This window comes from Bacteroides sp. BFG-637, from assembly GCF_024793605.1.
GTDB lineage: Bacteria > Bacteroidota > Bacteroidia > Bacteroidales > Bacteroidaceae > Bacteroides > Bacteroides vicugnae.
In genome coordinates this window covers 51,310-71,742 of the sequence record NZ_JANUPD010000002.1, presented here as the reverse complement: position 1 = coordinate 71,742, position 20,433 = coordinate 51,310, and the positions used below count along the sequence as shown (strand labels likewise).

The window sequence follows — 20,433 nt, the reverse complement described above, 5'->3', positions numbered from 1 at the left end:
CCTATTACCTCTCAACTTTCTCCGTTTCTTCTTTCTCCGATAATTAGAAAGACCTCGTCTTTGAGATCATCCGGCAGTTCGATGCCACGGAGTTGAAGACTACGCACCCATCCGGCCACTTCTACATCCAATGTTGTATACAGTACATCCCGAAACATATCTGTCTCTTCTTCCGTATATGCATTTCCAGGTCTGCCAATGAACTGGTCCAGCTCTTCATCATCGTAATATTCTATCTTTTTACTGACAGCAGCCAACAAACTATCCCGTTCGCATACTTCATGTTGGCCGCAGCATTCCACATCTACTTCCTTCACTTCCGGCATACGGTCCAGTTCGCCTTTCTCTATTTTCTTTTGTAGTCTTTTGTTGCGGATGATTCCGGCTATCAGCGCGATAACACCCAGCAGTACCAGACTTATAATAAGTATCCACATGACAATATAACAGTTACAAATCAAATTTGTGCAAAGTTACTTATAAATTTGCATTCTATCATGTTAGGCTATCTATTTCTTTTCTTACTTTTGTATCTTACTAACCTAAAGTTCATACATGATGAAACAAAAGAAACTGTTATTTAGCTTGATAGGAGTATGCTTGTTATTAGGATTCTCTTCCTGTTCCAGTGAAGACTAAAGTGTGTTTGGGGACGACTTCGAGATTCCTGAATTGACAGATGCAAATACTATTCAATTCACGGTAGATGCTAGCGGTGAATGGAAGGTGATAGGAAATGAATGCAGGTGGTGGACGAATTGCTATCGAATGGGGTGATGGACGATTACAAAAAATCGAACATCCCGATAATGCTTCGATTCAATACAGATATAAGCCTTCAAGGAGTTTCACGGTAAGGGTTTGGGCAGAGGAATTGACAGCTTTCAGTGTTAGTGGTGTGTTGATGCCGGTAAGTAATATGCATTTGGGGGATTTTCCCAGGATGAAGAGGATTGAATTAAATAGTATAAAAGAAAGCAGTTTCTTAGATTTGAATGCTTCCTGCCCTAATTTGGAATATATGAATATTGGAAATTGGGAGGGTTTGGAAGAATTACATTTTGATGAGTGTCTGAATCTGAAAACGGTACAGGTATACACTAATCCGAAATTGACTTCCATAAAATTGGGGCATTGTGAATTTTTGACCTCGTTGTATTGTATAGATAATGGAATAACTTCACTTTCATTGAAAAAGTTACCAGCATTACATACGGTAGAGTTAACCGGTACACCGCAGTTGTCGGCTTTGGAAATAGATGATGATAATATGATTAGTGTATTGCATATTGAAGGATGTGTATTTCGGAAACTGGACTTTTTGAACAAGTTAATGTCATTGACTGAATTATATTGTAGCTCTAACAAATTGACAGACCTTGATACATCTGGTAATAAAAAACTGTGGTATTTGGATTGTTATAATAATCAATTAAAGAGTTTGTCTATCCCAATGAATAATAATTTGAGAAAACTTGATTGCCGATATAACAAATTGGATAAAGATCAACTTAATAATATCTTTAATACTTTGCCAGATGTTACAGGGTATCCCGCTTATTATGATAAATGTGTGATTATGTACAAGAATAATCCGGGAGCGGCAGATTGTGATGAGACTATATTACAGAATAAACATTGGCGGGTGAATTGAACTTTGCCTTATCAATAAATGAAAAACGACTTAAGATATTTGAAGTATAATGAAGAGAAATTATTTACTATTAGCATTCCTGTTTGTTGGAAACATTACTTTTGCCCAATCTTCTATTGAGAGAGGGTTAAATACGATCAATCGTTCCTCCGCCGAGGCTACTATCAACTTTTTGGCAGGCGATGAGTTGCAAGGTCGTGAGGCAGGTTTTCACGGTTCACGTGTGACCTCGGAGTATATTGCCTCTTTATTGCAATGGATGGGAATCCCACCTTTGGCTGACAGTTATTTCCAGCCTTTTGATGCTTATCGCAAAGAACGCCAGAAAAAAGGGCGCCTGGAAGTACATCCTGATTCCATAGCTAAACTGAAACAGGAAGTCCATCAGAAGCTCTCTATGAGGAATGTATTGGGAATGATTCCTGGTAAAAACACGAAAGAATATGTGATTGTAGGGGCTCATTTCGATCATTTAGGCATCGATCCTGCACTCGACGGCGATCAAATATACAATGGTGCTGATGATAATGCTTCCGGTGTATCGGCAGTGTTGCAGATAGCGAGAGCCTTTCTTGCCAGTGGACAGCAACCCGAAAGGAATGTAATCTTTGCCTTTTGGGATGGAGAAGAAAAAGGATTGTTAGGCTCTAAATATTTTGTACAAGCTTGTCCTTTCTTGTCTCAAATAAAAGGGTATCTGAACTTTGACATGATTGGACGTAATAACAAACCTCAACAGCCTAAACATGTTGTCTATTTCTATACAGCCGCTCATCCGGCTTTTGGTGATTGGCTGAAAGAGGATATCAAAAAACACGGCTTACAGTTGGAACCGGATTATCGCGCCTGGGATCATCCGATAGGAGGAAGTGATAACGGTTCGTTTGCCAAAGTCAATATTCCGATCATCTGGTATCATACCGACGGGCATCCTGACTATCACCAGCCTTCCGATCATGCAGATCGATTGAATTGGGATAAAATAGTGGAAATTACCAAAGCATCTTTTCTCAATATGTGGAAGATGGCGAATGAGAAGTCATTTTAAGGAAACAGATAAAATACAATCCTGATAATGAACGGGAAAATGTGTCAGGATTGTACTTCTTATTTTTTGAGTATTCTTTTCAAGTAGTCGATATTTGGCAGATTCACAGTTTCAAAAACTCCTTTATAGAACAGGGCGAAGTTGTTGAAAACACAAGGCAATTGCTTTGCTTTTTCTAATGTGTCCACTTGAATGAAAGAAACAGGAACATTATTTGTTTCGCAATACTGTTTAATCATCTCAATGTATTGATAGATATAAGGGCATTGCATATCATAATAAACAGTCAGTTCTTCGCTTTCTATTTTTAGCCTTTTAGCATTTGGAGTGAATTTCGGGGTTGTCCCATCAAAAGAAAGGGCAAGCAATTCATATCCATTATCGGTAGTGTCAACCACCTCAAAGCCGAACTTCTTTGCAAATGATTGGTCTGAAAGCCAATTCTTCTGTTTTCTTGCTCCAAGCATACAAATGCCGGATTTACCTTTTTCTTTAGCATCAGTTATACAGTACTCCATCAACGAACTTCCATATCCATTTCCTCTGGGATTACCTAAAACCCACAAACAATAGAGGTAATAGTAGTTGTCTCCCATTATCGGAATCCAGGCTTTTTCAAGAGGAGCATATTCAATAAAGACCGTGGCTTTTGCATTTAACTTTCTAAAAACATGGCCTTCCTTCAGCCGGTCGGAAAGCCATTGTCGTTTTGCTTCAATGCCCGGATGAGATTTCCTGCTGCGGATAATGCAGCATAAATGCTCATTGGAAAGATTTTCTGCTGTTAAGTTTACGAAATCAGTATTCATATGCACCTTCGTTTCAAGTTAGATATTATCAATCGGCTAGTGTGGTAATTGTAATATTCAATTGGCACGGTTGACAAACAATTAAGTACAAATGTAGTGAATTTATGCGGATTATCTCTGTTGGAAGAGCCTAGAAATCACAAAGGATGATTTCGTATATCCGGTGAAGGGGCAGGGAGCCATCCTAATGTAAAACTTCATTGCCTTACTTAGGATTCGATTGACCGCAGTTCTACCTAATCTAAAGTGAGACAATGAAGCTGAAAAAAATAAAAAGATAACAGGTATATAATAGTAAGGTCGATATATTTGTAAATTCAATGAGCTTGTTCTTTTATCTTTTTATTATTCTACAGGCTGTGCGCCGGTATCGCCTTCAATTTTCCAGCCCGGATTCTGATAAACGACTGAACTTGTGAAGTCGTTCTTATCCGAGGCTGTCTGACGAAATACAGCCATACCTATCGGATCCAGATAATGAGCCGGTGTGAAGAGGAAACCATTCTGCCCGGCAATCAGATTATTCTTCGTGATTTTTTCGTAAGGAAGAATATATTTGCTTAAATCTGGCGAGGACATATTACCTTCTGCCGGGTCTACTTTGCATAAATCTGCCAGTTGTGTTTCATATTTGCTTCCCCAGTATAGCATACCTTCTATACGGTAAGGTTTGGACACCAACTGGTCGCATGCACGCCAACGTTTCAAATCTTCCCAACGCAAAGCTTCTGCACAAAGTTCGTTGCGGCGTTCACGGCGGATATTATATAATGTTGCATCTATTAATTGTCCATGAGAATAAGCACCGAAATCGCCTTTAGCCTCTTCACTCATTTGTGTTGCAGCGATTGTTTTATTATAGTCTTCGTCCACTTTGGCGCGTCGGCGTAAAGCTTTCCAATATCCATCGGCTGTTCCGTCAATTCTACCATTTTTCTCGTATGAGGCTTCCATATAAATTAGCATCGCTTCTGCTGCACGGAAAACAATCCCACCTGACGTTCCTGCATTGTGATCATTTGCCATGTGGCTTGAATAGTGCTTGCCTTTTTTGATGATAAATCCGGTTGTTGCCAAACTTCCTTTATCACCATAAATGAAACGGATTGAGCAATAGCTGGGAGCTCCGTCATTTCCGTAATAATTCACGTCACCTTCGTTTTCGGTGTTGGCATCGCCCGGCTTTTTGGTAAAGATAACAATGCGTGAATCGCGATTCTGCAAAGTAGAGTTTACTCCTTCTTTTTCCCACTCGTAATCATAACCGGAACCAGCTGCATAGATAGGAAGACCATTGCGCATCAGGAAAGAATTGATCATGCCACGAGTCCATCCGGAACCACCGCCATTGCGCTCCAGCTCCATTTGCAAATTACTGGTTACTAATCCTTCCTTGAATTGTTTCCACATTAATATTTCATCATATCCTTCCATGTTTTCATCGCAGAACATGGTGTAATAAGGATTGATGGAAACCAGACTGGTATTCATACCTTCGGGGGTATCGGTATTATCTGCCAGTTTTCCGACGATATAGTCGCCTACTACTTTTGATGATTTCATTGCTTCATCAAGAAAATAAGCTACTTCTGTATCAATATTAAAACCGCTTATATCTGCGGGATTACCCGGCCATCCTTTTCCACCGGGTACGAAAGCGGTTCCTTTGTGATACTTTTCCCAAGTTGCTTCGAAGAGAGCAACGCGTGCACGTAGCAAGTGGGCTACGTTTTTGCTGATGCGATTCTTTCCACCGGGACCTTTGTCAAGCAATAATTCTGTTGCTTTTTGCAAATCGTCCAGAATGAAGCGTGCCACCTTATTACGTGGTTGGCGCTTGCTGGATTCCACCAAAGTTTCTTCTATGTCGGGCAAAGCAGTAGTGATGATAGGTAAATCTCCCAAAGAAACCAGTAATTTATAATAATTATATGCCCGAATCACATACATTTCTCCGATGTAATGTTTCACGTTATCTTGATTGCCGGTAATGATACCTGCTTCGAATTTTGGCAAAGTGTTGTCAAAGAAATAATTGCAAGCTCGTATTTTGCTCCAGTCCCATTCGCCTTCGCCTGACGGTACTTTCTTTTGGCCGGGTATCCAGAATGCTGGTGAGCCATCACTGGCTTGATTATCGGTATCATTATCTTTGCCGAAGAAATTAATGCCATACGCATCAGTCACTGTTTCAAATGGGTAAGCATTGATAGTGTATGCAGCCAGATCACTCTCAGATGCAAAATATTTTTCGGGAATTACTTTATCCAGTGGTTCCCTGTCGAGAAAATCATTACAACCGGTCAGTCCGGTTAATAGCAATGTCCCTATTGTCAAAAGTTTGATATGTTTTTTCATAATCGTTTATCTTTTAAAATGTTGCACTTAAACCGAATGATATAGTCTTGGATAGTGGATAGGTACATCCGTCCCAGTTACCGATGCCGACAGTTTCGGGGTCAAACGTATCGGCCAGACTGGTGATAGTAAATAGATTCTCTGCTGAAACAAAGAAACGCAGATTGTTTACGCAGAATTTTTCTGTCAATGATTTCGGTAATGTATAACCTATGGTAACATTTTTCAAACGGCAGTAAGCCGCATTTTGCAAATATCGGGTCTGTGGATTACGGTTTCTGTCATTTTCAAGAGGACGCGGATAATATCCGCCCAAATTAGCTCCTAGCGGATTGGTTGTATCTTCTCCACGGAAATAGTCCAAATGAGGTTTGAAGAAGTTAGTCTGCCAGTAACCTACTGCTCCCCAAAACATTGTTGAACCACTTCCCGGCATATAATCGCGTTTCATCGTTCCCTGGAAGAATAATTTTAGGTCGACCCCTTTCCAGGCGGCATCCAGATTCAAACCAAAGTTATAACGCGGTGTGCTGTTGCCTATTTTCTTCAAATCACCATGATCGGTCAGCGTTTTGTTGCCTCTGCTGATCTGACCATCACCATTCAAATCTGCATACATGATGTCACCTGCTCCCCATCCGGAACCGAGTACATCTTGTGCACCATTGGGCATACTGGCTAAATGATCTTTCATCTCTTGATCGGTCTTTGCGATGCCGATAGTTTGGAATCCCCATATATCACCTACATGAGCGCCTGCATAATACGTATTATTATTGTCTTTATCTAAAATTGTGTTTGACGGGTTGGGATATTTATCAATAACGACTTGATTGTCTGACAAAGATAAGGTAACTCCATACTTAAAGTCACGTATCTGGTCGCGCCAGTTCACTTGTATTTCCCAACCTTTAGAAGTCATATCGAGGTTGTTTACTTTTGGAACTGCAATACCTAAGAGGTTGGGTAGTTCAGGGGCGGGGCCTACCATGTTCTTGGATTTACGTTGGAAGTAGTCGAATGTTACATTCAAACGATTGTTGAGCATAGATAAGTCTAAACCTAAATCTAATGTTTGTGTCTTTTCCCACGTTAGCAAAGAAGATACCAGAGCGGATTCTTTGGATATATTCGGTTTTGTGCCATTTACCAGCCAACTGCCTAATGCATAATTACCCCATTGGTCTTTGTTAATATCGATTGTTCGATAGAATGGATACCAATTATCTGTATTTTGGTTGCCTAGTTCACCCCATGAACCACGAATCTTGAATGTGCTGATTAAATCGGTCAGATCTTCAAAGAATGCTTCACGGGCAATGTTCCACCCTAAGGAGAATGATGGGAACAAATTCCAGCGGTTGTCTCGGAGGAAACGTGAGGTGCCGTCGTACCGCATATTAATTTCTGCCAGATAACGTCCTTTATAGTCGTAATTTACACGTCCGAAGAAACCGGCTGTTGCCCATTCGGCATACCCTCCTCTGTTTAGTGCATTTGTTTGTGTGGTGTTCAAGGTAGCCACTTCCGACATGATGCCGTCCTGGGAGGCGGTAATGTCACGTTGTTTGAATAGTTCGCTCTGAAAACCCAGCATCACTTTAAAGTTGTGTCCGCTTTCTAATGATTTGTTGTATTCGGTAAAGATATTCGGATTAAAGAAATTACTCTTATAAGCATATTCTGTTACACTGGAAGTTTGATTAGCAATGATGTAGGGATTTTTACTTACATCATAACCATAAACGGTTTGATAATCGGTATGGTTGAAATTATAATTGGAACGGTAGTTCAATTCGATGTTGATTTTCCAGTCTTTGACGGGTTCCATGATTAAAGCAAGTTGATGCGCTGTCACGTCGTTTTGTGATTTATATCGACCTCCTTCTGTTAATTGGTAAATCTTGGATTCAACAGTATAGAATCCGTTTGGATCTACTACCGGAATGACAGGCCAGTAACGGCATACATCGAAATAGAATACATTACTCTTGATGTCACCTCCGGCAAATGAAGGAGATTCATAATCCGTACGGTTAAAGCGCATACTGTAACTAATCTTTAACCACTTGGTCAGGTTGGCATTGATTTTTGCTGTAAAAGCATACCGTTGTTTGTTGTCATTACCAAACTTCAACAGACCACCCTGATCGAGATAATTGGCTGAAAGATAATATTGTATTTTATCTGTACCGCCGTTTACGCTCAATGAATGTTCGTGAGTGAAACTGTTGCCGAATAACGTTTTTAGCCAGTCTGTGTTGCCGGCCGGCATTACATCCTTACGTTGCGGGTCGTCGAATGAGTTCCATCTTCCTGCATCAGTCGGCCACATATACTGTGTACCTTTTCCTGCCTGGAAATCCTGAATTTGTTGAAGTTTGACGGCGCTATACATCGGAGTTTGTCCTCCATTGGTTAACTGATCATTAATTGCCAAAGCAAAATTGTATGAATCTGCCATTTCCGGCATATTCAAGGGTGATACAAAACGGAAGTTGTTATTATAGTTAACCACTGTTTTTCCCGATTTACCTTTCTTGGTCGTAATTAGGATTACTCCACCTGGTGCACGAGAACCATAAATGGAGGAAGCAGCTGCATCTTTTAGTACGGAAATATTCTCAATATCTTGTGGATTGATAGCGTTCATATCTCCCTCCATACCGTCAATGAGTACCAATGGCTCTACTTTTGAGCCAGCGCCAATTGTTCCGACACCACGAATATTGAATTTTTTATCAGAACCTAGAGAACCACCACCATCGCCGGTAGAGATATTCATACCCGGAACCATACCTTGCAAAGCTTCTATGGTAGAGTTGACGGGACGTGCCGAAATTTCTTTTGCTCCTACGGTAGATACAGCTCCTGTCACATTCACTTTCTTTTGTGTACCGAAAGCAACTACAACTACTTCGTCCAACGTTTGTGTATTGTCTTTAAGGATGACATTCAATGATTGTCCTGCAAATTTAATTTCTTGAGTCTGATAACCAACAAAAGAGACTACAATAATGTCTCCGGTTTTTACATCACTTAAAGAGAAATCGCCGTTAATTCCGGTGATTGTGCCGTTTGTCGTACCTTTAACTACAACGGATGCACCGATGATGGTTTCACCTGCTGCATCTTTTACTACACCTTTACAAATACTACTCTGTTGTACAACGGAAACTTTTAAGGTGCTAACAGTCTCCGGATAAGCAGTTTCTACTGACATTATCAGTAGAAACAACAACATACTGACTGACTTTAATTGTTTAAACATAGCATTGAATTTAAAGTTTCTCCTAGAATCCAGAATTACTTTTTAATAAGTTCTTTCAGAACTTATTACGTGCATAAAACGTTGGATTCAAAGCCTTAAATTCAAAAAAGGAGCTTTCTGTTAATCAATCTTTTCTACTTGTTTTCTACCTGTTCTATTTCTATTTCGTACCTGTTTGTGTTAGATGAAATAATGAGAATGGTGAAAATAAACAAATCATTTCACCTAAATATTAAGGTGAAATGCAACTTATCGTGTGATTGCAAAGAGAAAATGCACGAGAATTTGATATTATTTTCGAAAAAGAACGATATAAATTAAAATATATTATATATTTGTGCTGTTAATTCTAATTTTATAAACCATCCTAGTTCTGAAAGAACTTATTTTTTCATCATTGATTACTGAATCTTAAAAGTGTCCTCTAATTGTAAGAGAGCTGTTTATTTGTGAGTTAGCTACTATTATTAATATGACTCCTGTACAGTCTTACATACATAACCAGAATTTGGTAGATACCAATATATGTATTAAACACTTGGGGGAGATATCTTTTTAAAAGATTTACTTAGACAAATATGTGTTGGCTGTGGAGTATCTATCATTACATCCGGCAATAAATAGCAGATGGCAAAAGACGAAATAGAATAGTCACATATTTCCATCTTTTAGAGATGAAAGCTACTTTTTTTTTTTTAGAAATAGCCTTTTTTATTTGTCTCACAGCCTTGTCAACAGGAGTAACCCAGAACAATCCTTCTCCTTTTGCCATGGCAGTGTCTACAAATCCGGGACGAATATCGGTCGTATAAATAGGATGGTGAGATTTGGTCGCTTTCTGCCGTAGCCCTTCCATATAATTGATTTGATAGGCTTTCGATGCATTGTAGGCAGGGGCAATACCACTGCCCCGAGTACCTCCAACGGAGGAGATAGTAACCAGATGCCCGCTTTTTTGCCGTTCGAAATATCGGAATCCCCAGTCTACAATGTTGGTGAATCCTATCACGTTGGTTAGTAAAGTGGGCTCTTCCAGTTGGTAGGATAGTTTAGGGTTTAGTTCTCCGGTACCGGCACAGATAATCAGTATATCCATTCCACCCATTTTTTGAACGAGTGTCTCAAGGGATGAAATAGTGGATTGTGTGTCGGTGATGTCACACACTTGATAGAATAGTTTGTCTTCGTCACGGGCGCATACCTCTTTCAATAGATTTTCTCTACGACCGGTAATGCCGATAAGGAAATCTTCTTGAGAATAAATTTCTGCCAATCCACGGCCGATGCCGGAGGTTGCACCTATAATTATAATTTTTTTCATGAAATACCGTATACTTTATTTGTCCGCAAAAGTAGGGGTAGGGAATAAATAAACTCTTGACTGAAATCAAGAATTTACTTTTGTACGACTTTTCTTCGGATGCGGCTTAATGTTTCGGGACGGATCAAAAGGTAAGAAGCCAGTTCTTTTAAAGTAATCAGTTTCAGTAAGTCGGGACAACGGTTGATAATTTCGAGATAGCGTTCCTCCGGCGTCAAGCTGTACATTGATATCATCCGATCGTAGACCTCCCATAGCAAAGTTTCTGCAATGCGGCGTCCCAACTTTTGGTGAGCGTCGTTGGTATCGTAGAATTCCGTCATTTGCTGGTAATTGATTACGTATACCGAGCAGTCACATAAAGCCTGTATATCTACATTGGATTTATCCTGTAGCTGGAAAGCCGGATAGTTGCCAACAAAAGAGTGATCGAAAGTATATCCTACGATGCTGTTTTCGCCTGCACTGTTAGTACAACAGTACCGGAAAGAACCTGAACTGACGAATCCCATTGTTTTACATACTTCTCCTTGACGGGAAAAGTATTCTCCTTTTTTATAATAGGTTTGCTTTCCCTGTTGCAATACGAAATCTACAATAGGGGAGTAGTTGATATGGGAAGTATATTTATTGAAATCTTCCACAGTGTCCGAAGATTATCCTTCGTTTATCACCTGAAATCCGGCCTGCTTCAAATCCTCCCAATATCCGGGATATGATTTGGTAACGACCTGCGGATCAGCAATAAGCAAATTAGGATGACAGATAACTGCCGGAGCAAATGCCATAGCCATCCGATGATCTTCGTAGGTGTCAATCACCGGAATTTCCTCCGGTTCACATCGTTCGCCATTCCACATTAATATGCTGTCATTTTCTTCCTCAATAACATATCCCAGCTTTTTAAGCTCTGTGCGCAATGCGGCAATACGATCAGTCTCTTTTATTTTCAGACTTTGTAATCCTGTGAAACGGAAAGGAATATTCAGCAAGGCACAAGTAACGACAAACGTCTGTGCCAAGTCCGGAATATCGACAAAATCCTCTTCCAGCCTTTCCGGCGCTTTACCTGTTTTTTTCAGTTTCACACCCTGCGATGTAAATTCGGTAGTTATGCCTAAGCGTGAGAAAACTTCTGCTCCCCGACTATCACCCTGATAGCTGTTACGGAACAATCCTAACAGCTCTATTTCTGCTTTGGGAGACAAGGCAGCAATCTGATACCAATAGGAAGCCGCGCTCCAGTCACTTTCCACTTTGAAAGGAATGCTCTGATAGAGTTGTGGAGCAACGGAAATACAGTTTGGAGAAGTCCATGCGGCTTTGGCTCCAAAGTCCTGCATCAGTTGCAATGTAAGATTAATATATGGACGGGAAATAATCTCCCCGCTCAAATGTAACGTCAAACCGTCTTTGAGTACCGGACCTATCATCAGCAAAGCAGATATATATTGGGAACTGACATTTCCTTTCAGTGTTATTTCGTTTCCTTTCAGCTCTGCCCCTTTGATACATAGAGGAGGATACCCTTCATTGTGGGTATACTCTATTTCAGCTCCTAACTCCCGAAGAGCATTGACTAATATCTGTATCGGACGTTGCTGCATACGTGCTGTTCCTGTGATGGTCCGTTCTCCCGGAGTCACACTTAAATAGGCGGTAAGAAAACGCATAGCAGTGCCCGCAGCCATGATATCAATCATCTCTTTCCCTTCGGTGAGAGCCTTTATCATCACCTGTGTATCGTCACAATCAGACAGGTTTTCAGGAGCATACGTTCCTTTACCCAATGCATTGATGATTAATGCACGATTACTGATACTTTTAGAAGTCGGCAACTGGATAGCTGCTGTTACCGTTGAGGGAGGGATGAGTTTATAGAGCATCATATTTAAATATATTCTTTGTTATGAAGTACAAAAGTAGATATTTATTCGGAGACTTCCAACTGGTTTTGGCTCTTGGTAAGGGAGTTGAGGTAGTATCTATCTCTTCCGGCTTATTCTTTTTATTATTAACAATGGTTTGTTTGGAAAGAAATTTTATATTTGCAGTATACTAATAATAAGCTCATGAAAATAAAATCCTTGTATGCCTTATTGTTTTGTATTTTTACGACTGGATGTTTGGACGGTCAGAAACAGTCGGATCATGCAATCCTTATCGCTTATACGTCAACAGAATTTCCGGAATTAGGCTCTTCTGTCTGTTATTTGAATGAACGAGGTGATACGGTGATTCCTTTTGGTAAATATCATTATGGAGGGAGTGATACCATACGGCATATCGGTTTTGTAGTGGAACCTCATACCCCCGGATGGACAACGATCAACAATAAAGGAGAAAAACTTTTTTATACCTTTAGCTTTGATAATGGGCCGGACTATGTAGAGGAAGGGCTTTTTCGTATCATAAACGATGAAATGCTGATGGGGTTTGCCGATACATTGGGGAATGTCGTCATCCAACCGCAGTTTGCTTTCGCTCTTCCTTTCAAAGACGGGAAGGCCAAAGCGACTTATACCGGGGAAAGAAAGACACTGGATAAGTATGGGGAGCATTGGATGTGGCAAAGCAATCATTGGTTTTATATTGATAAAAAAGGTAATAAATTGAAATGAAAATATCGAATATACGTTTATTAAACCAACAGTTGTTAAGTCCTCTTTTCTCTCAACCGAAGGAACTTGTGTCCTGGATGGGAGCCATACAGGCGCAGAATTATTCCATGGTAAAGTGGGCAGTAGGAATGCGTTTGAAGTCGGCAACGATTCAGACTGTGGAGAAAGCGTTACGCGAGGGTGAGATTTTGCGAACTCATGTAATGCGTCCGACATGGCATCTGGTAGCGGCAGAGGATATCCGATGGATGTTGAAACTTTCTGCTGAGCGTGTGATAGCTGCCAATGAATCTTATGCGAAAGGACATGATCTGGATATTTCAGAAGAACTTTATGTGAAAAGCTATCGGTTACTGGAAAAGATTCTTAGTGGAAAAAAGAGTCTGACAAGGCAGGAAATTGCTGAACATTTTAGCCGTTCGGGAATTGTGGCGGATAATCATCGTATGACCCGCTTTATGGCGCGGGCAGAACAGGTGGGCATTGTCTGTAGTGGAGAAGATAAAGGAAGTAAATGCACGTATGCACTTTTGGAAGAACGTGTTCCGCCAATGCCTGAATTGACAAAAGATGAATCTTTGGCTCGTTTGGCCAGAAGCTATTTTCGGAGTCATGCTCCCGCTGTTTTACAAGATTTTGTCTGGTGGTCGGGACTGCCTGTTACTGAAGCACGGCAAGCTATCTATCTGATTGATTCAGAATTGACTACGGAAGAATGGAATGGACAGACATGGTATATTCATGAAGATTGCCGGACTCGTGGAAAAGTCTCCGGAAGTTTACATCTTCTTCCTTCTTATGATGAATATTTGCTTGGGTATAAAGACCGGACAGACGTTTTGCCTAAAGAGCATTATGCAAAAGCATTTACGAATAATGGTCTGTTTTATCCGATTGTTCTTCATGAGGGGCAGGTGATAGGAAACTGGGATAAATCAGTTAAAAAAGGAGGCTCGTTCATAGAGCATTCATGGTTCCGGCTGGATGATTGTGTCGATGAAGTTGCTTTGAACCGTGAAAAGGACAGGTATATACGATTTTGGAAATAATATGAAAAACGTATGCTCTGTTTCTCTGTAATTCACCTCTACTAATTATAGTATTTGTTTTTAATCCCCTCCACCCGTGAATGCTCTATTTATCAGGTGTTCAGAAGAAAGGTGAAGGAGACAGATAAATGCTATATCTGTAGAAAGAACGGATATACCTCTTATTAACTCTCAAAAGCATAGCTTTAGACTGGTTAAAGCTATGCTTTTCATTCCCTAAAGCTATGCTTTAGTCGGGTACAACAACCGGTATATGTGAAGTACCTATTTATTCATTTGTTTCTTGGCCCATTCCAGTCTTCGTTGATCGGCTAATGGAGTCACTTTAAATTCTTCGAATGTAGCGGTGAAGCCTTTCCCGTCCGGACAAGCTCCCATCAACCCAACCATGACAGGACAATTATCTTGCAACCAACAAGTGCGCATCATAATATATTCTTTATCGTCACGTGAGAAAAATATTTCTACTGCATCCAAACGGCGGACTGCTTTTATCCATATAGAACGGGGAGCATCCGGCAACTGCACTACGCTCCAATCGCTAGTCCGATGCGTTACAACAGCACTCACATTCTGTTTGCCATCTACATATTCCACACCTGCTTTGATCCAGTTTTCATGGTCGATGCGCAGCATTAATCCCATTTGGTCGAAAGTTGTTACGTAATTGCCGGTTATCTTTACTTTGGCTTCGAATTCTCCACCGTAAGTGGCATAATAGAAAGGACCGTCGTCTACGGTAAATCCATAATGAGAAATCCGCCAGAAGTCAGTTTTTGCCGGAACGTCCATCACTAAAGTTTTACCATCTTTTATTTCCCATTGTTGAGGCTCATTCAGCCAGTTCATTTTATTCAAACTTTGTCCCATAGAAGAAGTTGCTACTGCTATAAAGGCTATTGACATGATTTTGATTTTTAAATATTTCATGATTATTTCTTATTTGATTATCTTTGTGGTGCAAAGATAGCACAAGCCGCCGTGTGTAACAATACTGAATAATAACCATTTTATAGAATGGACGTATTACAAAAGGAAATAGATGAAGTTTATGCAACGCAACCGATCACTGATGAAACATTGGATAATAGGGTTGTAGAGCAGCATCGGCGATTTATTCATTCATTGACAGAGATAAATGGCGGGTGTGCTGTAATTTCGGATCTTTCGAACAGGAAGAGTTATATTGCCGTTCATCCGTGGGCACATTTCTTGGGGTTGACTCCCGAAGAAGCTGCGTTAAGTGTAATTGATTCTATGGATGAAGATTGTATTTACCGGCGTATTCATCCTGAAGATTTGGTAGAAAAGCGGTTATTGGAGTATAAGTTTTTTCAGAAAACCTTTGCAATGCCTTTCGATGAACGGCTGAAATACCGAGGAAGATGCAGAATACGTATGATGAATGAGAAAGGAGTGTATCAGTATATTGATAACTTAGTGCAGATTATGGAAAATACTCCTTCGGGAAGTGCATGGCTGATCTTTTGTCTTTATTCCCTGTCGGCAGATCAACGGACAGAGCAAGGTATATACCCTACCATTACTCACATGGAACGTGGAGAAGTGGAAATACTTTTCTTATCGGAGGAACATCGCAATATATTGTCCGAACGTGAAAAGGAAATACTTCGCTGTATACGTAAAGGACTATCAAGTAAAGAGATTGCAACAACCCTTTATATCAGTGTGAATACAGTCAACCGGCACCGGCAGAATATTTTGGAAAAACTTTCTGTCGGGAATTCGATAGAGGCGTGTCGGGCTGCTGAATTGATGAAACTGTTGTAATTGTAATCCAATTTTTTCACCTGTTTTAAATGATCATGTGTGAATGCATCTACTACTACTTCAGTTTCCACCATAGAAATGGTGAAAGCTTTGGCGCCATATCCGAGATATTTCAGATTGCTCATTTCTGTTTGAAATAAAGCGGCTGAAATATCTCCGGAAGTGCCATAAGGTTTTAGTAGATTGGTATATTGTTTTTCTATTTCCTGAAAAAAGATTCGTTGCTCCATAAGGTATCGTCTGCATCGAAAGCTATAACTATAATAAGTCCTTTCATCGGTTTCGTCGTCAATTTATGATTTTTGTAGATATCCGGGTATCTCATAGAGCAAAGATAGAAGAAAAATCAATATATCATTTAAAAGTTGACTTTGATATTTTTTCGGAAAATAATATCTTCTGCATTTCTCCCGATCATAATTGTATAATCTCCATCAGCTTTTTCCCAACCGGACTGACCGTAATACGCTAGTCGATCAAAAGGAATTTTGAGTTGGATTGTTCGTTTCTCCCCTTTTTTTAAAAACACGTTTTCAACAGCTTTGAGCTCTTTTACCGGACGGGTTGATTCTCCCCACCATTTTCGGGTATATATCTGGATTAGTTCGTGTCCGTCCATTAAGCCGCTATTATAAATAGGTATGTCGACAGAAATAAATTTTTCCTCAATGCTGATGTCAGGCTGCCCATATTCAAAAGTTGTATAGGAAAGGCCGTAGCCGAATGGATATTGTGGCTTGTTGTCAATATCAATGTAACGACTTGAGTAGTTGCCTTCCTTGTCTACTGCCGGACGACCTGTGTTTTTATAATTATAGTATACAGGGATCTGACCTATATGCTTGGGAAAAGACATAGGTACTCTTGCCGACGGATTATATTTTCCTGTTATGACATCCACCATGGCATTACCGGCTTCTGTTCCGAGAAACCATGTATAAAGAATGGCGGGTGCTTTTTCTGCTATTTGGTTAAAGATTAGTGGTCTTCCACCCATTAGTAAGGTTATGCATTTTTTATTGACCTTATAAATTTCACAGGCAAGTTCTTCTTGTACTCCGGGAATATGTATGTCACCTCTTGAACGGGCTTCCCCACTCATTCCCCAGTTTTCTCCCAAAGCCAATATAACCAAGTCGGACTCTTTGGCTGACTTGATGGCAGCCGGAAAACCTGACCTATCATTACCGGAGATAGAACAACCTTCTATAAAAGTGATTTCAGTTTGTGGAAATTTGTTTTTGAGTGCTTCAAGTAAGGTGACGGCAACATCTGTTTCGGCAGCTACTGTCCAGTTGCCGTCCATAGCCCGTTGGAAATTGGCCAATGGTCCGATGACGGCTACTTTTTGAGGTATCTTCACTGGAAGCAGACTGTTGTTTTTGAGTAAGATAATGGACTTGCAAGCCATTTCGTATGCTGTTTTCCGGTGTGAATCCGTTAATATTTCATCAGCTTCTTTCTGGCTGTTGCAATATCGATACGGATCATCGAAAAGACCTAATTGATATTTTTGTACCAAGACTTTGCGAACTGCTTCATTTAAGGTAGCTTCTGAAACTTTCCCGGTTTCCTACTAATTTCTTCAGTTGGTCGGAATAGACATTACTTTCCATATCAATGGTAACTCCTGCCTGAATGGCTTGCATAGCTGCCATTTCCCTGTCTTTGCTATAACCGTGTACTACCATCTCCCAGATGGAAGCCCAGTCGGAGACTACGAGCCCCTTATATCCCCATTGTTTATAAAGCAGATCATACAAGTATGCATTGCCGGAGGAAGGTACACCGTTAATCTCATTAAAAGAGCACATAAAACTGGCCACCCCATTCTCTGCTGCAACTTTGAACGGAGGAAGGTAAACATTATGTAATGTTTGCATAGAAATATCCACAGTGTTATAATCTCTGCCTCCGATAGCTGCTCCATAAGCTGCGAAATGTTTGGCGCAAGCCATTAGCTGGAGTCCGTCGTCGAAAGGTTGCTGGTAACCGTTAATCATTGCTTTCCCCATTTCGCAGGCCCAGTATGTATCTTCTCCCGGTCCCTCCATCACTCTTCCCCAACGAGGATCGCGAGCAACATCAAGCATTGGTGAGAAAGTCCAATGAATACCGGAAACCACCGATTCACGTGCTGACACCCGGCATGATTGCCATATGGCTTCTGTGTCGAAACTGGAAGCCATGGCCAGGGGAATAGGAAATACAGTCCGGTAACCATGAATGACATCCAGTCCGAAAAGAAGTGGAATATGCAGTCGTGATTGCATGGCGAGTTCTTGCATGGAACGAGTTGCATATTCACCGCATACATTCAACATAGATCCTATTTTCCCTTCTTTAATCAGTTTCCGCTTATCTCCGGAATCAGTGATAGGACCGGTTGCCATTTGGAATCCCGTTATCTGATTAAGTTGCCCTATTTTTTCATCCAATGACATTAACCGGATGATAGAATCTGCCTTGGTCTCATAACTTTGCTGGGCAAAGATTGAGGATGAAGTGATTATTCCTAAAAGGAGTATGATGATATGTTTCATGTTGTTTCTTATTTTTCAGTAACGCCTTTCCAGCTATCTGTACGAAATGGAATAGCGGGAAGACCTTGTGCATTAAATAGATTGGCGGCGGGGTTGTTGCTCCAAGCATAACGGACAGCAACCGGTTCTGCTATATTCTCGTTGTATACAATGATTTTTCCATTTGCATCAATAAATGCTTTTGCCCATACAAATTTCCGGTCTTCTCCGGCAATGCTGAATCCTTCCAGATAGCCATACTTGTTATGAATAGTCAATTGAGAACCATATGTATTCATGGTAATAACAGCTGTATTTTCTTTAAAACTGACATTCTGGAAAGTAGGACCGCTGTAAACAAGTGAGTCTCTGCCATAATCTTTGTGCAATGCAATTAAGGATAGGCGTCTGCCCACTTCCTGTTTATTTGTAGGGTGTATACTATAAGCGTCGCCGATGTCATATATAGTGGCCTGTCCTGTGTGTGGCAGTTCCAATGTCATAGCTTGAGATTCCCGAAGTTCTGCCCATGAACTTCCGACAGGGGTCGTGTCTTCCGGATACAGGTTGGCTAATTGTACCCAATAGAAAGGTAATTCATACCCCCATCGGGTTCGCCAATCTTTTATCTGTGTTTGAAATAGTGTCCGGTAATCATATCCTGCTCCTACATTATTCTCTCCCTGATACCAGATGACTCCTTTTATACGGAAAGGAGTGAGCGGATGAATCATTGTATTATATAAGGAGGAATGTACCATGTTGGGAGTTATATCCAATACATGGTAATCTGCATTGGCAACTGACATTTGATATTTCCAGTTTCCTGCCAGAGAGTGACGGGTATTGTCAATTTCCAGATAGATGTCCGCTTCCTGTCCCCACATGCCACCACTTCCTCCGTTATCAGTTACTCTGACAGTGATGTTGTTACTACCTTCTTTCAATATGCCGGGAGGTATGGAATAGATTCGTGGAGTATCCCATCCACTGGCATTACCAACTTTTGTTCCATTCACCCATGTGATATCTGCATCGTCGATGGTTCCAAGAGAAAGAGTGGCGGGTCTGCCTGCTTCCGTACAAGTTAAGTTCAGATCATATTTGAACCATACATGTCCGTCTATTAGTGATAAAGGAGTTGTTCCCCATTCACCGGGCACTTTCATTTCTTCCCATGCCACAGTGTTGAATCCGGGAATAAACCACTGGTTGTTAATTCCCGGATCATTTTCCATGGCATCCAGAAAAGCCTGTTTCTGTCCCTTGTTCTGGCGAATATATTCTTCCAGATTATTGACGACTTCCATGTTATATTGCTTTTGAACGTTGGAGGGGAGTGCAGTAAAAGCTTCATCACTAATCCATGTTTCAATATCTGTTCCTCCCCAAGAAGCGTTGATAATCCCAATAGGAATTTGCACTTCTTTATACAGAGCTCTGGCATAATAATAGGCTATTCCCGAAAAAGCTCCGACAGTGGAAGGAGAACATATCTCCCATTGGGCATTAAAATTGTCCTGTGGGCTGTTTTTGATGCTTTTAGGTACTTTTAATGCTCTGATTTCCGGATAATTGGCATTTTGAACTTCTTGCTTTGAATTGGCGGACTGTTCAACAGTCCATTCCATATTAGACTGTCCGCTGCATAGCCAGATGTCTCCAATCAATATATTTTCTATTTTAATACTGTTTTCTTTTCCCTGGACCGTTAGAGAATAAGGACCTCCATAAGGTATAGGAGATAAAATTATTTCCCAAGTGCCGTCTTTCTTACACCGTGTATTCACTTTCTGATCATGAATACTGACCGTCACAGTTTCATACCTGTTTCCCCATCCCCAAATCTTTATGGGCATATCCCGTTGTAACATCATGTTGTCGGTGAAGTATCCGGGCAGTTTGATTTCTGCCCGGATACTTTGAGAGATGAGTAAACAAAATATGACTAAAAAGAAAGTATCATATTTTTTGAATCTATCCATTTTT

The 20,433-nt window shown here is 40.6% G+C and carries 16 protein-coding genes and 1 pseudogene; 5 read left to right on the top strand and 12 right to left on the bottom strand.

Going from position 1 to position 20,433, the window contains the following annotated elements; genetic code table 11:
- Positions 1–11: 11 nt before the first annotated feature.
- Positions 12–437, bottom strand: coding sequence for a phospholipase (locus NXX38_RS00315; RefSeq protein ID WP_148365240.1), 426 nt, complete (start codon positions 435–437; stop codon positions 12–14).
- 299 nt (positions 438–736) lie between these two features.
- On the opposite strand from NXX38_RS00315, the gene NXX38_RS00310 reads away from it, so the two are divergent.
- Positions 737–1,654 carry a leucine-rich repeat domain-containing protein gene (locus NXX38_RS00310; RefSeq protein ID WP_258978274.1) on the top strand — a complete coding sequence of 306 codons (918 nt, stop codon included), beginning with the start codon at positions 737–739 and terminating at the stop codon, positions 1,652–1,654.
- Between the two features lie 49 nt (positions 1,655–1,703).
- Positions 1,704–2,702 carry a M28 family metallopeptidase gene (locus NXX38_RS00305; RefSeq protein WP_258978273.1) on the top strand — a complete coding sequence of 333 codons (999 nt, stop codon included), beginning with the start codon at positions 1,704–1,706 and terminating at the stop codon, positions 2,700–2,702.
- Between the two features lie 59 nt (positions 2,703–2,761).
- Here NXX38_RS00305 and NXX38_RS00300 read toward each other — a convergent pair whose 3' ends face one another.
- The 6 genes from NXX38_RS00300 to NXX38_RS00275 form a co-directional block, all read right to left on the bottom strand.
- Positions 2,762–3,511: a GNAT family N-acetyltransferase gene (locus NXX38_RS00300; RefSeq protein ID WP_234132412.1), complete on the bottom strand. Its 750-nt coding sequence runs from the start codon at positions 3,509–3,511 to the stop codon at positions 2,762–2,764.
- Positions 3,512–3,856: 345 nt separating this feature from the next.
- Positions 3,857–5,869: a RagB/SusD family nutrient uptake outer membrane protein gene (locus NXX38_RS00295; RefSeq protein WP_234132414.1), complete on the bottom strand. Its 2,013-nt coding sequence runs from the start codon at positions 5,867–5,869 to the stop codon at positions 3,857–3,859.
- Between the two features lie 13 nt (positions 5,870–5,882).
- On the bottom strand, positions 5,883–9,113 hold the full coding sequence (locus tag NXX38_RS00290; protein ID WP_371826255.1) for a SusC/RagA family TonB-linked outer membrane protein: 3,231 nt from the start codon (positions 9,111–9,113) through the stop codon (positions 5,883–5,885).
- Between the two features lie 631 nt (positions 9,114–9,744).
- On the bottom strand, positions 9,745–10,461 hold the full coding sequence (locus NXX38_RS00285) for an SDR family NAD(P)-dependent oxidoreductase (protein ID WP_195649151.1): 717 nt from the start codon (positions 10,459–10,461) through the stop codon (positions 9,745–9,747).
- Positions 10,462–10,535: 74 nt separating this feature from the next.
- Positions 10,536–11,105: a Crp/Fnr family transcriptional regulator gene (locus NXX38_RS00280; RefSeq protein ID WP_122136413.1), complete on the bottom strand. Its 570-nt coding sequence runs from the start codon at positions 11,103–11,105 to the stop codon at positions 10,536–10,538.
- Between the two features lie 12 nt (positions 11,106–11,117).
- Positions 11,118–12,347, bottom strand: a complete 1,230-nt coding sequence (locus NXX38_RS00275; protein ID WP_258981810.1) for a 3-phosphoshikimate 1-carboxyvinyltransferase — start codon at positions 12,345–12,347, stop codon at positions 11,118–11,120.
- A gap of 186 nt (positions 12,348–12,533) precedes the next feature.
- Between NXX38_RS00275 and NXX38_RS00270 the strand changes: the two genes are divergently transcribed.
- Together NXX38_RS00270 and NXX38_RS00265 are read left to right on the top strand one after the other, a co-directional pair.
- Positions 12,534–13,082: a WG repeat-containing protein gene (locus NXX38_RS00270; protein WP_148365233.1), complete on the top strand. Its 549-nt coding sequence runs from the start codon at positions 12,534–12,536 to the stop codon at positions 13,080–13,082.
- Positions 13,079–14,131: a winged helix DNA-binding domain-containing protein gene (locus NXX38_RS00265; protein WP_258978270.1), complete on the top strand. Its 1,053-nt coding sequence runs from the start codon at positions 13,079–13,081 to the stop codon at positions 14,129–14,131. The genes NXX38_RS00270 and NXX38_RS00265 overlap by 4 nt, the downstream gene beginning before the upstream one ends.
- Positions 14,132–14,395: 264 nt before the next feature.
- Here the strand turns inward: NXX38_RS00265 and NXX38_RS00260 are convergent, their stop codons facing one another.
- Positions 14,396–15,037, bottom strand: coding sequence for a DUF1349 domain-containing protein (locus tag NXX38_RS00260; protein WP_258981808.1), 642 nt, complete (start codon positions 15,035–15,037; stop codon positions 14,396–14,398).
- Positions 15,038–15,148: 111 nt separating this feature from the next.
- Between NXX38_RS00260 and NXX38_RS00255 the strand changes: the two genes are divergently transcribed.
- A complete protein-coding gene (locus NXX38_RS00255) occupies positions 15,149–15,922 on the top strand; it encodes a response regulator transcription factor (RefSeq protein ID WP_195649149.1) in 774 nt (257 codons plus the stop codon).
- Between the two features lie 50 nt (positions 15,923–15,972).
- Here NXX38_RS00255 and NXX38_RS00250 read toward each other — a convergent pair.
- The 4 genes and pseudogenes from NXX38_RS00250 to NXX38_RS00235 all read right to left on the bottom strand — a co-directional run.
- Positions 15,973–16,199: pseudogene (locus NXX38_RS00250) on the bottom strand (HAD family hydrolase); the annotation flags it as partial.
- Between the two features lie 81 nt (positions 16,200–16,280).
- Positions 16,281–17,444 (bottom strand): glycoside hydrolase family 3 C-terminal domain-containing protein, encoded by a 1,164-nt coding sequence (locus tag NXX38_RS00245; protein WP_258978269.1) that lies wholly within the window; start codon positions 17,442–17,444, stop codon positions 16,281–16,283.
- A gap of 16 nt (positions 17,445–17,460) precedes the next feature.
- On the bottom strand, positions 17,461–18,465 hold the full coding sequence (locus NXX38_RS00240) for a glycoside hydrolase family 3 protein (RefSeq protein ID WP_258978268.1): 1,005 nt from the start codon (positions 18,463–18,465) through the stop codon (positions 17,461–17,463).
- An 8-nt stretch (positions 18,466–18,473) separates the two neighbouring features.
- Entirely contained in the window at positions 18,474–20,429 is a 1,956-nt protein-coding gene (locus NXX38_RS00235) for a sialate O-acetylesterase (RefSeq protein WP_217721261.1), read from the bottom strand.
- Between the last annotated feature and the right edge of the window lie 4 nt (positions 20,430–20,433).